This is a genomic window from Streptomyces sp. NPDC127190 (assembly GCF_042672505.1).
Lineage (GTDB): Bacteria > Actinomycetota > Actinomycetes > Streptomycetales > Streptomycetaceae > Streptomyces.
This window is the reverse complement of the sequence record NZ_JBHXVE010000011.1, coordinates 234,361-249,351: the sequence shown is the minus strand read 5'-3', so window position 1 is coordinate 249,351 and position 14,991 is coordinate 234,361. Positions and strand designations below refer to the sequence as shown.

At 72.8% G+C, this 14,991-nt stretch carries 12 protein-coding genes and 1 pseudogene; 3 read left to right on the top strand and 10 right to left on the bottom strand.

The window, feature by feature from the left end:
• Positions 1-243 precede the first annotated feature (243 nt).
• Entirely contained in the window at positions 244-651 is a 408-nt protein-coding gene (locus tag ACFVIU_RS19535; RefSeq protein WP_385843847.1) for a rodlin, read from the top strand.
• A 76-nt stretch (positions 652-727) separates the two neighbouring features.
• Here the strand turns inward: ACFVIU_RS19535 and ACFVIU_RS19530 are convergent, their stop codons facing one another.
• The 8 genes from ACFVIU_RS19530 to iolC all read right to left on the bottom strand — a co-directional run bounded on the left by ACFVIU_RS19530 (position 728) and on the right by iolC (position 12,302).
• Positions 728-1,582, bottom strand: a complete 855-nt coding sequence (locus tag ACFVIU_RS19530) for an ABC transporter permease (RefSeq protein ID WP_385843846.1) — start codon at positions 1,580-1,582, stop codon at positions 728-730.
• Positions 1,579-4,224, bottom strand: a complete 2,646-nt coding sequence (locus ACFVIU_RS19525) for an alpha/beta fold hydrolase (RefSeq protein WP_385843844.1) — start codon at positions 4,222-4,224, stop codon at positions 1,579-1,581. The genes ACFVIU_RS19530 and ACFVIU_RS19525 overlap by 4 nt, the downstream gene beginning before the upstream one ends.
• A gap of 111 nt (positions 4,225-4,335) precedes the next feature.
• Positions 4,336-5,748 carry an APC family permease gene (locus ACFVIU_RS19520; RefSeq protein ID WP_385843843.1) on the bottom strand — a complete coding sequence of 471 codons (1,413 nt, stop codon included), beginning with the start codon at positions 5,746-5,748 and terminating at the stop codon, positions 4,336-4,338.
• Positions 5,749-6,134: 386 nt separating this feature from the next.
• On the bottom strand, positions 6,135-7,637 hold the full coding sequence (gene mmsA / locus ACFVIU_RS19515) for a CoA-acylating methylmalonate-semialdehyde dehydrogenase (RefSeq protein ID WP_385843842.1): 1,503 nt from the start codon (positions 7,635-7,637) through the stop codon (positions 6,135-6,137).
• Between the two features lie 16 nt (positions 7,638-7,653).
• On the bottom strand, positions 7,654-9,531 hold the full coding sequence (gene iolD, locus ACFVIU_RS19510; RefSeq protein WP_385843841.1) for a 3D-(3,5/4)-trihydroxycyclohexane-1,2-dione acylhydrolase (decyclizing): 1,878 nt from the start codon (positions 9,529-9,531) through the stop codon (positions 7,654-7,656).
• Positions 9,528-10,364, bottom strand: coding sequence for a 5-deoxy-glucuronate isomerase (iolB, locus tag ACFVIU_RS19505; protein ID WP_385843839.1), 837 nt, complete (start codon positions 10,362-10,364; stop codon positions 9,528-9,530). Before iolB ends, iolD begins: the two co-directional genes overlap by 4 nt.
• Before the next feature lie 7 nt (positions 10,365-10,371).
• The gene (locus ACFVIU_RS19500) at positions 10,372-11,355 is read right to left on the bottom strand and encodes a deoxyribose-phosphate aldolase (protein ID WP_385843838.1); all 984 of its coding nucleotides are present in this window, start codon (positions 11,353-11,355) and stop codon (positions 10,372-10,374) included.
• Positions 11,352-12,302 carry a 5-dehydro-2-deoxygluconokinase gene (gene iolC, locus ACFVIU_RS19495; protein WP_385843837.1) on the bottom strand — a complete coding sequence of 317 codons (951 nt, stop codon included), beginning with the start codon at positions 12,300-12,302 and terminating at the stop codon, positions 11,352-11,354. The genes ACFVIU_RS19500 and iolC overlap by 4 nt, the downstream gene beginning before the upstream one ends.
• 283 nt (positions 12,303-12,585) lie before the next feature.
• Here iolC and ACFVIU_RS19490 point away from each other — a divergent pair, with 283 nt between their 5' ends.
• Both ACFVIU_RS19490 and ACFVIU_RS19485 read left to right on the top strand, forming a co-directional pair.
• On the top strand, positions 12,586-12,780 hold the full coding sequence (locus tag ACFVIU_RS19490; RefSeq protein WP_385843835.1) for a helix-turn-helix transcriptional regulator: 195 nt from the start codon (positions 12,586-12,588) through the stop codon (positions 12,778-12,780).
• A gap of 68 nt (positions 12,781-12,848) precedes the next feature.
• Positions 12,849-13,424 carry a GNAT family N-acetyltransferase gene (locus ACFVIU_RS19485; protein ID WP_385843834.1) on the top strand — a complete coding sequence of 192 codons (576 nt, stop codon included), beginning with the start codon at positions 12,849-12,851 and terminating at the stop codon, positions 13,422-13,424.
• On the opposite strand, the gene ACFVIU_RS19480 is transcribed toward ACFVIU_RS19485, so the two are convergent.
• On the bottom strand, positions 13,421-14,470 hold the full coding sequence (locus tag ACFVIU_RS19480) for a zinc-dependent alcohol dehydrogenase family protein (RefSeq protein WP_385843833.1): 1,050 nt from the start codon (positions 14,468-14,470) through the stop codon (positions 13,421-13,423). The genes ACFVIU_RS19485 and ACFVIU_RS19480 overlap by 4 nt on opposite strands.
• Before the next feature lie 155 nt (positions 14,471-14,625).
• Positions 14,626-14,877: pseudogene (locus ACFVIU_RS19475) on the bottom strand (MMPL family transporter); the annotation flags it as partial.
• Between the last annotated feature and the right edge of the window lie 114 nt (positions 14,878-14,991).

Genomic DNA, 14,991 nt, shown 5'->3' with positions numbered 1-14,991 from the left:
GCGGGGCGGGCGCGGCCCCCGCCCCGGCGCGCGCCGGCCGCGGGCGCGCCGGCCCGCGCGGGCCGCGCCCGCCCCCCCCCCCCCCCCCCGTCCGCGTTTTCCGGGCTTTCCGGCGCGGGGCGCTCGTGCACTCATCGGACTGCGCTGGGCCGATCGGGGCATATAGCGCAACCCCGGCGTGGCCCGGGCAGTTGACGATCACGCAGCTCCTCCCCGGAGTCCGCCTTTCGAAAGGGAACGAACATGAAGAAGCTGTGGGCAACCGCGGCTGTAGCCGCCTCCATCGCCGGCCTCGCCGGGGCGGCGGCCCCTCAGGCCCTTGCCATCGGTGACGACCACGGCACCACGTCGTTCAGCGGCAACGGCGCCAAGTCGTCGTTCGGCAACTCGGCCACCTTCGGCGACATGAGCCCGCAGCTCTCGCTGGTCCAGGGTTCGCTGAACAAGCCGTGCATCGGCCTCCCGGCGAAGGTCAACGTCCAGTCGCTGATCGCCCTGATCAACGTCGGCGTCCAGGACATCCCGATCCTGTCCTCGCCGCAGAACCAGCAGTGCACCGAGAACTCGACCCAGGCCAAGGGCGACGAGCCGCTGTCGCACATCCTGGACGACATCTCGGCCCTGTCCGGCAACGGCGCCGGCAACGGCTGAGCAAGCGCACCGCGACGGCGGGTCACCGGTTTCCGGTGGCCCGCCGTTTCGTCGTGTACGGCCCTCGCGCGAGGCCCTAGGAGACGATGTCCTTGCGGGCGAACCCCCGGAAGGCCAGGGCGAACAGGACCACCGCGTAGGTCACGGAGACCGCCGCGCCCTGGGCCATGCCGGACCACTCGGGGTGCGGCTGGACGATGTCGGCCCAGGCGAACTGCCAGTGCGCGGGCAGGAAGTCGCGCCAGTGGCCGAGGGCGGTGACGGCGTCCAGGACATTGCCGACGATGGTCAGGCCGACGGCGCCGCCGACCGCGCCGAGCGGGGCGTCCGTCCTGGTCGACAGCCAGAACGCAAGCCCGGCGGTGACCAGTTGGGACACGAAGACGTACGCCACCACGACCGCCAGGCGCTGTGCCGCCGTACCGGTGTCGAGCGCGCCGCCGGTGGGGATCTGCAACGGCCCCCAGCCGTAGGCGGCCGTACCGGCCGCGAGCGCCACGACCGGGAGCAGCACCATCGCGGCGAGGCTCAGCCCGAGGGCGACGGCCAGCTTGGACCACAGCAGCCGGGCCCGGGGCACGGGTGCGGCGAGCAGATAGCGCAGCGAGGACCAGCTCGCCTCGGAGGCGACCGTGTCCCCGCAGAACAGGGCGACGGGGATGACAAGGAGGAAGCCGGCCGAGACGAACAGGTTGACCGCGGCGAAGTTGGCGCCGGACGCGGTGGCCGTGTCCATCAGGGTGATCTGGTTGTTCCGGCTCGACGGGTTCCCGCCGATGGCGAAGGCGATGAGCAGCACGAACGGCAGGGCGGTGAGGATCGCCCCCATGACCAGGGTGCGGCGCCGCTTCAGCTGCCGGGCCAGCTCCACCCGCAGGGGCAGGGTGCGGCCCGCCCGGTAGCCGGAGGCGGCCTCGGTGAGCGTGCTCATGCGGAACCTCCGATCAGGGTGAGGAAGGCGTCTTCGAGGCGGCGGTGCGGGCCGACCGAGGCGACGGGCACCTCCAGCCGGACCAGCTCCACGACGAGCTGCTCGGCGGTGCCGCCGGGTTCGAGCCGGACCAGCAGTCCGTCGTCGGTGCGCACGGCCGAGGCGACGCCGGGCAGCGCGGCCACCTTCTCCGCGACCGGTTCCGGGACCGGGGTACCGGTGCCGACGAGGAGGGTGTCCCCGGAGCCGATGATCTCCCGGACGGGGCCTGCCTGGACGAGCCGGCCGCGGTCCATCACCACCAGGTGGGTGCAGGACTGCTCGACCTCGGCGAGGAGATGGCTGGAGACGATGACCGTACGGCCGCCGGCCGCGTAGCGGATCATCACCTCGCGCATCTCGCGGATCTGGGGCGGGTCGAGACCGTTGGTGGGTTCGTCGAGGATGAGCAGGTCGGGCAGGCCGAGCATGGCCTGGGCGATGGCGAGGCGCTGGCGCATGCCCTGCGAGTAGGTGCGCACCGCACGGGCGAGGGCGTCGCCGAGGCCGGCGATCTCCAGCGCCTCGTCCAGGTGGGCGTCCTCGGGCGGGCGGCCGGTGGCCCGCCAGTACAGCTCCAGGTTCTCCCGGCCGGACAGGTGCGGCAGGAAGCCCGCGCCCTCCACGAAGGCGCCGACGCGGGAGAGGACCTGTGCGCCGGGCCGGACGGCGTGCCCGAAGACGCGGATCTCGCCGTCGTCCGGGGTGATCAGGCCCATCAGCATGCGCAGGGTGGTGGTCTTGCCCGCCCCGTTGGGCCCGAGCAGGCCGAGGACCTGGCCCTTCTCCACGCGGAAGGACAGCTCGCGGACGGCGTATCTGTCGGTGGAGCGGGCGTAGCGCTTGGTGAGGCCGCTGATGACGAGGGGCACCTCGGCGAGGTCCGGGTCGGGGGCGGGGGCGTTCGTCCGGCGGCGGGCGGTGAGCAGCAGGGCGAGGGCGGCGAGGGCCCCGGCCAGGGGCAGCCACCAGACCCAGGCGGGCAGGGGTGCGGCGGCGGTGGTCACGGCCGGGGCCGTCGGCACGCTCAGGTCTCCCTTGAGGGAGACGGTGTAGGTGGCCGGGGCGGCCGGGGAGGCGTAGCCGAGGTCGGTGGAGGCGAGGACCAGGCGGAGCCGGTGGCCCTTCTGCACCTGGTGGTCGATGGCCGGGAGGGTGACGGTGACGTCCTGGCCCGCCTTGGCGCCGGTCACCCGGAGCGGGGCGACGAGCTGGGCGGGGAGCACCTGCTGGGTGCCGCCGGGGCCGACGTCGTAGACCTTGCCGAACAGGACGGCGTCGCCGGTGTCGGCGGTGACGTGGATGCGGGCGGTGGGGGTGCCGGTGATCTGGAGGTCGCGGGTGAGGGGTGCCGAGTCGAACCGCGCGTACTGGCCGGGGAAGTCGAGGGAGACGCCGACGCCGAGCGCGGACAGCTGGGCGAGGCCGCCGGAGCCGCCGAGGCCGGGCAGCGCGGAGACGCCGGGCGGGGTGGCTCCGGCCGGGTTGGTGATGCGCTGGGCGGAGCCGGTCAGGGCGATGGCGCGCGGGTGGTCGCGCAGGCCGGGGTAGCGTCCGGCGGTGGCGCCGCGCAGCTGCGCGGTGCCGTCGGTGGAGTTGACGCCTCCGGTGCGGCTGATCCGGAACGCCGGGCCGGTGTCCGGCTGCTCGCCGCGCAGGTACCGGTCGAACCAGGTGCGCACCCGGGTCTGGATCCGGCCGGTCTCCAGGTCGCCGCCGTCGTGGCCGCCGGCGATCCAGTCGACGGCCACGGGGGCGCCGTTGGCCCGGATCGCCCGGGCGGCGGCGTCGGCCTGGCCGAGCGGGAACAGCGAGTCCGTCTGGCCCTGCACCAGCAGGGTGGGCACCTTGATGCGGTCGGCGACGGCCGCGGGCGAGCGCTCCTGGAGGAGTGCGCGGGCGGCCGGGTCGGGGGTGCCGGACTCGGCGACCCGGTCGTACATCCGGCACAGGGCGGGTTCGAAGCGGGCGCAGCCGCCGCCGGTGTTGACGAAGATGCCGGCCCACAGCTTCTTGAACACGCCGTTCGGGAACAGGGCGTCGGCGAGGTTCCAGTAGGTGACGGCCGGGGCGATGGCGTCCACCCGGTGGTCGTAGGCCGCGGCGAGCAGGGAGACCGCGCCGCCGTAGGAGCCGCCGGCCAGGCCGACGCGGGGGTCGCCGGGCTGGTCGAGCTGGACCTCGGGCCGCTTCGCCAGCCAGTCGAGGAGCCGGGAGACGTCGGCGACCTCGCCCTTCGGGTCGTTGAGGCCGATTCGGCCGGTGGATCCGCCGAAGCCGCGCGCGGACCAGGTCAGCACCGCGTATCCGTGCCGGGTGAGGTCCTCGGCCTGCTGCCGCAGGTCGTCCTTGCTGCCGCCGAAGCCGTGGGCGAGGAGGACGGCCGGGTGCCGGCCGGCGTCGGCCGGGGTGAAGTACGAGGTGTCCAGGCGGACCCCGTCGACCGCCATGACCTGGTCGGTCCGGTGGACCGGGGGCGTGTCGCCGGACGCGGCGGCCGTCCAGGTGCCGGCGCCGGCCAGCACCACGACGGCGGCCGCGCCGGCGAGGAGCCGGCGCGGCCTCTTGAGCAGCCCTCGCGGGGAGAGCCTGCGAAGATCCATGGCTCAACGGTACGGGGCGCCACTGACAACCGGTGAGCCTCAGGGCTGAACGCCGGGCCCTCCCGCAGGAGGACGGGTGGGTCCGGCGTACACCAGGCGTGGTACGGCGGCTCAGGCCGCGGCCAGCTCCTCCTCGGCCCGGACGTCCTCGGGCAGGGAGACCAGCCAGCGGGTCGCGCGGCGCGGGCGGAGGTAGAAGGCCCAGTACAGGGTGGCGACGGCGGTGATGCCGCCGGTCCAGGCCAGGTAGGAGGGGTCCTGCTCGACCAGGATGTAGAGGAGGACCGCGATCAGCAGGACCGGCATGGCCGGCCACAGCGGCATCCGCCAGGCCTGCTTGGCGCCGTGCGCGCCGCGCCGGGCGAGCAGCGCGGCGACGGCCACCAGCAGGTAGAGGCCGGTGACGGCGACGCCGGTGACGCCGTAGAGGGTGTCGAGGTTGACGAAGCAGAGGAACGCGCCGGGGACGCCGACGAGGAGGGTGGCGACCCACGGGGAGCCGGACCGGCCGAGCTTGCCGAGGGCGGTGTTCACGGGCTTCGGCCAGGCGCGGTCGCGGGCCGAGGCGAACAGCACGCGGGAGTTCTGGATGACCATGACGATGCCCGCGTTGATGATCGCGAGGGCGACGCACAGGCTGACGAAGGTGCCGACGGCCGAGTTGCTCCAGGCGATGACCATGCTGCTGATGTCGCCGCCGGTCAGGGTCTTCAGGTCCCCGGCGCCGAGGGTGATGGCGGCGACCGGCACCAGGATGACCACGCTGGAGATGACGAGGGTGGCGAGGACGGTACGGGCGACGTTGCGGCGCGGGTTCTCCAGCTCCTCGGAGAGGTAGACGGCGGTGGAGAAGCCCTGGGTGACGAAGAGGGCGATGGCGAGGCCGGAGACGACCATCATCGCGGTGACGGGGTCGACGTGCGCGTGGTCGCCGGCGACCTGGAGCGTGCCCAGGCTGCTCACCCCGCGGTGCGGGTGGGCGAAGCCGAGCACCGCCACGAGACCGGCGGCGACGACCTCCAGGACCAGGAAGATGCCGGTGATCCAGGCGTTGGCGCGCAGGTCCAGCAGGCCGGCGAGGGTGGCGGCGATCATCACGCCGGCGCCCGTCCAGGACGGGTCGAGGTGGATGACCGGGGCGAGGTAGTCGGCGGTGCCCATCGCGATGACCGGAGGGACGATCATCACGACGAGCAGCGACATCACGAAGGCCAGCCAGCCGGCGAGCCGCCCGGCCAGGGTGGAGACGATGGCGTACTCGCCGCCCGCGCTGGGGATGAGGGTGCCCAGCTCCGAGTAGCAGAAGGCCACGGGGATACAGAGCAGCGCGCCGATGGCGATGCACAGCGCCGTCGCCGTGCCCAGACTGGAGAACAGGTCGGGCACGATCACGAAGAGCGTGGAGGCGGGCGTGACGCAGGACAGCGTCAGCAGGGTGCCGCCGACGACACCGATGGACCGCTTCAGCCCGGGGGAGGAGGCTGTGGCGGTGTCTTCCACGGTCTTCTGGAGCGTGTCGGTCATGCGGCGGTTTCCGATCACTTGAGCGGTGAGGGTGGGGACGGGAGCGCTATCGCCTCCGGCGGATCGTCGTACGTGCTTTTCGTCCGCTCCCGGCGTGCATAGAGAACCCCGACGAAAACCGCCACGTCAATGGCCGTTTACCTTCGGAATCCGCAGTTGCGGAAGAGCCGAGGCCGCATCACTTTCGCAGGCTGCGGAAGCCTGTTGACCCATCCATCAAGCTCTATCGGATGGTGACCTTGCTTTCCATGATCATTTGCTCTTAACTCCTTCGTCACCCGTTTCATCCCCACGACACGAGAACCGCAGCGAAGGTTTCAAAAAAATGTCAGGCCGTCCGGTATCCGGACGGCCTGACAAGGGTCCCGCAGAGGGCTCCGAGGGGGTCAGTGGTTGCGCGGGAAGCCCAGGTCCACGCCCGCCGGGGCGTCGGCCGGGTCGGGCCAGCGGGTGGTGACGACCTTGCCGCGGGTGTAGAAGTGCGTGCCGTCGTTGCCGTAGATGTGGTGGTCGCCGAAGAGGGAGTCCTTCCAGCCGCCGAAGGAGTGGTAGCCGACGGGGACCGGGATCGGCACGTTCACACCGACCATGCCGGCCTCGATCTCCAGCTGGAAGCGGCGGGCCGCGCCGCCGTCCCGGGTGAAGATCGCGGTGCCGTTGCCGAACGGCGAGGCGTTGATGAGGGCGACGCCCTCCTCGTAGGTGTCCGCGCGCAGCACGCACAGCACCGGGCCGAAGATCTCGTCCTGGTAGGCCCGGGCGGTGGTCGGCACCCGGTCCAGGAGGGAGATGCCGATCCAGTGGCCGTCCTCGAAGCCCTCGACGGTGTAGCCGGTGCCGTCGAGCACGACCTCGGCGCCCTCCGCGGCGGCACCGGAGACGTACGACGCCACCTTGTCGCGGTGCGCCTTGGTGATCAGCGGGCCCATCTCGGACGCCGGGTCGTTGCCCGGACCGATCTTGATCTTCTCGGCGCGCTCGCGGATCTTCTCCACCAGCGTGTCGCCGATCGCGCCGACCGCGACCACGGCCGAGATCGCCATGCAGCGCTCGCCCGCGGAGCCGTAGGCGGCCGAGACGGCGGCGTCCGCGGCCGCGTCCAGGTCGGCGTCCGGCAGCACCAGCATGTGGTTCTTGGCGCCGCCGAGCGCCTGCACGCGCTTGCCGTTGGCCGAGGCGGTGGTGTGGATGTAGCGGGCGATCGGGGTCGAGCCGACGAAGGAGACCGCCTTGACGTCCGGGTGCTCCAGCAGCCGGTCGACGGCCACCTTGTCGCCGTGCACGACGTTGAAGACGCCGTCCGGCAGACCGGCCTCGCTCAGCAGCTCGGCGATCCGGACCGAGGCCGAGGGGTCCTTCTCGCTCGGCTTGAGCACGAAGGTGTTGCCGCACGCGATGGCGATCGGGAACATCCACATCGGGACCATCGCCGGGAAGTTGAACGGCGTGATGCCCGCGACGACACCGAGCGGCTGGCGGATCGCGGCCACGTCGACCCCGCCGGCCACCTGCGTGGACAGCTCGCCCTTCAGCTGGACGTTGATGCCGCAGGCCAGGTCCACGATCTCCAGGCCGCGCGCGACCTCGCCGAGCGCGTCCGAGTGCACCTTGCCGTGCTCGGCGGTGATCAGCTCCGCGATCTCGTCGCGGTGGGCGTCCAGCAGCGCGCGGAACCGGAACAGGATGGTGGTGCGCTGGGCCAGCGAGGACCGGCCCCAGGTGGTGAAGGCGTCCTTGGCCGCCGCGACGGCCGCGTCCACCTCCTCCACCGACGCGAACGCGACCTTCGTGGTGACCGCGCCGGTGGCCGGGTCGGTGACCGGCCCGTACGTGCCCGACGCGCCTTCGACGGTCTTGCCGCCGATCCAGTGGTTGACGATCTTCGTCATGCCCAGAGACTCCTTCTTACAGATGGCGGCGTCGGGTCGAGACGTGCCGTTCGTACAGCTCACGTGCCTTGACCGCCGACGGTCGGGTCGCGGTCTCGGCCACGGGAACATCCCACCAGGCCTGGGCCGGAGGCGCGCCCGACACTGTGTCGGACGTTTCGGTCTCCACGTAGACACATGTGGGAGTGTCGGCGGCCCGCGCCTCGGCGAGCGCCTCGCGCAGCTCCCGCACGGTCCTGGCGCGCAGCACCCGCATGCCCAGGCTGGCCGCGTTGGCGGCGAGGTCGACGGGGAGCGGGGCGCCCGTGTAGGTGCCCTCCTCGGTCGGGAAGCGGTAGGCGGTGCCGAACCGCTCGCCGCCCACCGACTCCGACAGTCCGCCGATCGAGGCGTAGCCGTGGTTCTGCACCAGCAGCATCTTGATCGCGATGCCCTCCTGCACGGCGGTCACGATCTCGGTCGGCATCATCAGATAGGTACCGTCGCCGACCAGCGCCCACACCTGCCGCTCCGGCGCGGCGAGCTTCACCCCGATGGCGGCCGGGATCTCGTAGCCCATGCAGGAGTAGCCGTACTCCAGGTGGTACTGGTCCGAGGACCGCGCCCGCCACAGCTTGTGCAGGTCGCCGGGGAGCGAACCGGCCGCGTTGATGATGATGTCCGACTCGTCCACCAGGGCGTCCAGCGCCCCGAGGACCTGCGGCTGGGTCGGCCGTACGTCGATCTCGTCGGCCTCGAAGCAGGCGTCGACGCGCTGCTCCCAGCGCTCCTTGTCCTCCGTGTACTCGGCGGCGTAGGCGTCGGCGACCCGGTGGCCGTGCAGCTCCAGCGCCTCGGTCAGCTCGCCCAGGCCGCTGCGGGCGTCGGCGATCAGCGGGTGCGCGGCCAGCTTGTGGCCGTCGAAGGGCGCGATGTTGAGGTTGAGGAAGCGGACGTCCGGGTTCTCGAACAGGGTGCCGGAGGCGGTGGTGAAGTCGGTGTAGCGGGTGCCGACGCCGATCACCAGGTCCGCGGTGCGGGCCAGCTCGTCGGCGGTGGCGGTGCCGGTGTGGCCGATGCCGCCGACGTCCTGCGGATGGTCGTGGCGCAGCGAGCCCTTGCCGGCCTGGGTGGAGGCGACGGGGATGCCGGTGGCGGCGGCGAACTCGGCGAGGGCGTCCTCGGCGCGGCTGTGATGGACCCCGCCGCCCGCGATCAGCAGGGGCCGGCGCGCCGCGCGGATCGCGGCCACGGCCTCCGCCAGCTCGGTGGGGTCCGCGCCCGGGCGCCGTACGGTCCACACCCGCTCGGCGAAGAACTCCTCCGGCCAGTCGTACGCCTCCGCCTGGACGTCCTGCGGCAGGGCGAGGGTGACGGCGCCGGTCTCCACGGGGTCGCTGAGCACCCGCATGGCCTGGAGGGCGGCCGGGATCAGGGCCTCCGGGCGGGTGACGCGGTCGAAGTACCGCGACACCGGGCGCAGTGTGTCGTTGACGGACACGTCACCCGCGTAGGACACCTCCAGCTGCTGGAGGACGGGGTCGGCGGGGCGGGTGGCGAAGACGTCGCCGGGCAGCAGCAGGACCGGGAGGTGGTTGACGGTGGCCAGGGCGGCGCCGGTGACCAGGTTGGTGGCGCCGGGGCCGATCGAGGTCGTCACCGCGTGGGCGGACAGCCGGTTCGACTGGCGGGCGTAGCCGACCGCCGCGTGCACCATGGACTGCTCGTTGCGGCCCTGGTGGTACGGCATGACGTCGGCGTACTCGACCAGGGCCTGGCCGAGCCCGGCGACATTGCCGTGGCCGAAGATGCCCCAGGTGGCGCCGATCAGCCGCTGCCGGGCGCCGTCGCGTTCGGTGTACTGGGCGGCGAGGAATCGGACCAGCGCTTGTGCGACGGTCAGCCGGATCGTCATCGGTACCCCTCCGTGTGGTCCGGGTGGAAGCAGATCCGCCACTCCCGGGTCTCCCCCGGACCCGCCATGACGTTCAGGTAGTACATGTCGTGCCCGGGCTGGGCGATGGACGGGCCGTGCCAGCCGTCGGGGACGAGTACGGCGTCGCCGGAGCGGACCTCGGCGAGGAGGTCGGCGCCGCCCTGCCGCGAGGGGGACACGCGCTGGTACCCCAGACCGTTCGGGCCGGCGATCTCGAAGTAGTAGATCTCCTCCAGCTCGGACTCCTCGCCCGGCCGGTGCTCGTCGTGCTTGTGCGGCGGGTACGAGGACCAGTTGCCGCCCGGGGTGATCACCTCGACGGCGATGAGCCGGTCGCAGTCGAAGGCGTCGGCCGCGGCGAAGCCGCGCACCTGGCGGGCGCAGCCGCCGCTGCCGCGCTGTTCGACGGGGACCTCCGGCGCGGGGCCGTAGCGGGCGGGGAGTCGTCGCTCGCACTTCGCTCCTGCCAGGGCGAAGCGGCCTCCCGCGCCGGAGGCGATCAGGACCTGGGCGTCCCGGGGTGCGTACGCGAAGTCGGAGACCGACGCGAACACGCTGTCCCGGCCCAGGAGTTGGAACTCGGCCTGCTCAGTTGACGCAGTCTCAATTTGTACGGTACATGCGCCTTCCAGCGGAAGCACGATCCATTCGCTGTCCCCGGTGGTGAACGTATGCGTACCGCCCGGTGTCAACTCCACGACGCGCAGGCTGCTGTACGTCCAGCCGGCCCGCTCGGGACGGATGTCGACGGCGTACCGCCCGGTCGCGGTGGTGCCCGTGGCCAGGTGCAGGTCGGTGGTCGTGCTGGTCATGCGGCCCTCACAGCAGTCCTACGGCGGTGTCCACGGCGGCGGCCACGTCGCCGTCCGCCGGGTACAGCAGCGAGCGGCCGACGACCAGGCCGCGCACGGTGGGCAGGCGCAGCGCGTCGCGCCATTTCGCGTACGCGGCAACCTGGTCCTCGGGGGAGTCGCCGATGTCGCCGCCGAGGAGGACGGCGGGCAGCGTGGAGGTCTCCATCACCCGGGCCATCTCGTCGGGGTCCTCGGTGACCGGCACCTTCAGCCAGGTGTAGGCGGAGGAGCCACCGAGACCGGAGGCGATGGCGATGGAGCGGGTGACGGCCTCGGCGGACAGGTCGTTGCGCAGCCTTCCCTCGGGGGTGCGGCGGCTGATGAACGGCTCCACGAAGACCGGCAGCCGGCGCGCGGCCATCTCGTCGATGACGCGGGCGGTGGACTCCAGCGTGGTCAGGGAGCCGGGGTCGTCGTAGTCGATGCGCAGCAGCAGCTTGCCGGCGTCGAAGCCGAGGCGCCGGATGTCCTCGGGCCGGTGGCCGGTGAACCGGTCGTCCAGCTCGAAGCTGGCGCCCTGGAGTCCGCCGCGGTTCATGGACCCCATGACCACCTTGTGGTCGAGGGCGCCGAGCAGGAGCAGGTCGTCCAGGATGTCGGCGGTGGCGAGCACCCCGTCCACCCCGGGCCGGGACAGCGCCAGGCACAGCCGCTCCAGCAGGTCGGCGCGGTTGGCCATGGCGAGCCTGCGGTCGCCGACGCCGAGCGCGCCGCGGGCCGGGTGGTCGGCGGCGATGATCATCAGCCGTCCGTCGCCGTTCAGCAGCGGGCGGCGGGCCCGGCGGGCCGCGGCCTCGGCGATCGCCTCGGGGTGGTGGGTACGGACCCGGACCAGCTCGGCGATGTCGACGCGGGGGCGGCCGGAGCCGGGGCGGGGTCCGGCGAGGCCTTCGGGTGCGGTTCCGGAGCCGCCCTCGGTGTGCGCGCCCGCGACCCGGCCGGCCCTCATCGGACCGCTCCGGCGGCGAGCGCGGCGGCCACCTCGTCCGGGGTGGGCATCGCCGAGGAGCACTCCAGGCGGGAGGCGACGATGGCGCCGGCCGCGTTGGCGTGCCGCATGACCGTCTCCAGGTCCCAGCCGGCGAGCAGCCCGTGGCAGAGGGAGCCGCCGAAGGCGTCCCCGGCGCCGAGTCCGTTGAGGACGGTGACGGGCAGCGGCGGAACCTCGGCGGACTCGCCCGAACCGCTGACGGCGAGGACGCCCTTGGGCCCCTGTTTGACGACGGCGATCTCGACGCCCGCGTCCAGCAGCGCGCGGGCGGCCGCGTGCGGCTCGCGCTCCCCGGTGGCGACCTCCACCTCGTCCAGGTTCCCCACGGCGACGGTGGTGTGCTTCAGCGCCTCGGCGTAGAAGGGGCGGGCGGTGTCCGGGTCCTGCCAGAACATGGGCCGCCAGTCGAGGTCGAAGACCGTGGTCCCCGACTTGGCCCGGTGGGCGAGGGCCGCGAGGGTCGCCGTACGGCTGGGCTCCTCGCTCAGGCCGGTGCCGGTGACCCAGAAGATCCGGGCCTCCCGGACCGCGTCCAGGTCCAGCTCGTGGGCGTCGATCTCGAGGTCGGGCGCCTTGGGCTGCCGGTAGAAGTAGAGCGGGAAGTCGTCGGGCGGGAAGACCTCGCAGAAGGTGACCGGGGTCGGCAGCCCGGGGACCGGTGTGACCCAGCGGTCGTCGACGCCGAAGCCGCGCAGCGCCTCGTGCAGATACGCGCCGAACGGGTCGTCGCCGGTGCGGGTGATGACGGCGGTGCGCCGGCCGAGGCGGGCCGCGGCGACCGCGACATTGGTCGCCGACCCGCCGAGGAACTTGCCGAAGGACGACACCTGGGCGAGCGGCACACCGGTTTGCAGCGGATAGAGGTCCACTCCGATCCGCCCCATGGTGATCAGGTCGTACGCCATCGGCTTCCCTTCGTCACGACTCTCCCCGGTGTTGTAGTCCGCGGCGCCGAGCCCTGTCAATGTTTTGTCCGGACATTCGGACTACCTCGTGTCACAAATGCCGCGTTCGTGTCACAGGTGTCGCGTGAACGCCGGTCCTGTGTCACACCCGCCCTACAGCCCCTTCCTCCTGATCACTCTGCGTCGTTCACCCGGCGCAGGCTGGTGATCGCCAGCGCAGCGCCCGGCTCCCCCGACGGCCGTCCCCGGCCGCCGCCGTGGCGCGCGCAGGGAGGTGCAACTCATGACCGACCGAAGGCTCTGGTCCTACAAGGAGATCGCGGCGCACATCCGGGTGCAGCCGGACACCGTGCGGTCCTACCGCAAGCATGGACTGCTCCCCCCGCCCGACCATGTGGAGGGCGGCAAGCCCTACTGGTACGACGACACCGTCCGCGCCTGGGTCGCCTCCCGCCCGGGCAACCGCCGCCGCGACTGAGACCGGCCGGAAAGCAGCCGCGGAAAACCCCTTCGTGCCCCACCTCCGTGTGGGGCACAGTGCTGATCATGGACTTCACCGTCAAACCCGTGCTCACCGGCGAGCGGGCCGTGCTGCGCCCCTTCACGGCGGACGACGCCGACGCGATGTGGGAGATCATCGGCGACCCCGAGGTGCTCCGCTTCACCTACGAGCCGTCCACCGAGCTGACCCTGGACATGGTGCGCTCCTGGTACGCCACGTCCAGTGCCCGGCCCGACCGGCTCGACCTCGCGGTCACCGATGCCGCGACGGGCGAGCTGCTCGGCGAGGTCGTGCTGTACGAGGTGGACCGGCACAGCCGCAGCTGCACCTTCCGCACCCTGCTCGGGCCGCGCGGCCGGGGCCGGGGCGTGGGTACCGAGGCCACCCGGCTCATCGTCGGCCACGCCTTCGAACAGCTCGGCCTGCACCGGGTCCAGCTGGAGGTCTACGCCCACAACACCCGGGCCCGCCGCGTCTACGAGAAGGTCGGCTTCGTGACCGAGGGCGTGCGACGCGAGTTCGCGCTGCGCGACGGCGAGTGGGTGGACGAGGTGATGATGGCCGTCCTCGCCCCGGAATGGGCGGCCCACCGGGGCCACCCCGAGCATGCCATTGGCTAGTTGCGGCGCCAGGGTTCGATGACCGTCACGCCGGGGGCCGGGGTGGTGTCCATCGTCGCGAGGGCTGCCGGGGCCGCGTCGAGGGGGATGGCGGAGGTCACCAGGAGGTCCGGGCGCAGCACCCCGGTGCGGACCAGGTCGAGCATGCCGGGGTAGCCGTGGGCGGCCATGCCGTGGCTGCCGAGGAGTTCGAGTTCCAGGGCTATGGCGCGGGCCATCGGGACCGGGGTGGTGCCGTCGGCCGAGGGCAGCAGACCGACCTGGACATGCCGGCCGCGGCGGCGCAGGGAGGCGACCGAGGCGGCACAGGTGACCGGTGATCCCAGGGCGTCCAGGGAGAGATGGGCGCCGCCGCCGGTCAGCTCCCGGACGGCGGCGGCCGGATCGGCCACGCCGGCGGCGTCCACGCACTGGGCCGCCCCGAACTTCCGCGCCAGCTCCAGCGCGCCGGGCGCTATGTCGACGGCGATCACCCGCGCCCCCGCGGCCGCCGCGATCATCACGGCGGACAGTCCGACCCCGCCGCAGCCGTGCACCGCGACCCACTCCCCCGCCGCGACCCGGCCCTGCTGCACCACCGCGCGGAAGGCGGTGGCGAACCGGCAGCCGAGCGCGGCGGCCGTGCCGTAGGCCATGTCGTCGGGGAGGGCGACCAGGTTGACGTCGGCGTGGTCCAGTGCGACGTACTCGGCGAAGGAGCCCCAGTGGTGGAAGCCGGGCTGGGTCTGCCGCTCGCACACCTGCTGGTCACCGGCGGCGCAGGCCGGGCAGGTGCCGCAGGCGCAGACGAACGGCACGGTGACCCGGTCGCCGGGGCGCCATCCGGTCACCCGCCCGCCCACCGCCTCGACGACACCGGCCAGTTCGTGACCGGGTACGTGCGGGAGGGTGATGTCCGGGTCGTGGCCCATCCAGCCGTGCCAGTCGCTGCGGCAGAGGCCGGTGGCCTCCACGCGGACGACCACTCCGTGAGCGGCGGGTTCCGGGTCGGGTACCTGCCGTACCTCGGGCTGCTCGCCGTAGCGGTCGAAGACGACTGCGCGCATCGGGGTGTGCTCCTTTCGGGGGCCTGCCGCGAAGGTTAGAGGGTCCGGGGGCCTCCGGTGCGGGGGGTCAGTTCGCGAGCGTCGCGGCTGGCCGTACCGCTCCCCGCGGCCTCTTGGGGTGCCTCGTCCGGCGGCGGCGCGGAGTCACCCTCGCTCATCCCGAAGCGGCCGTGGAAGCGGCGCAGCGCCGGGGGTGCCCACCAGGTGGCGCGGCCGGTGAGGCGCATGACGGCCGGGACCAGGAGGCTGCGGACCACCATGGCGTCCATGAGGACCGCCAGGGCGATGCCGAGGCCGAGCATCTTGGTGTTGGTGACCCGGGAGGTGCCGATGGCGACCATCACCACCGCGAGGATGACCGCCGCCGCGGTGATCAGCCCGCCCGTGCGCCTCAGGCCGTGGCGGGGGGGGGGGGGGGGGGGGGCGCGGGGGGGGGGGGGGGCGCGGGCGCGGGGGGGGGCGGGGGTGGCCGTTTTGCATGATTTGGGCGATGGCACGGCAAAAAAAACAACACGGCGGGG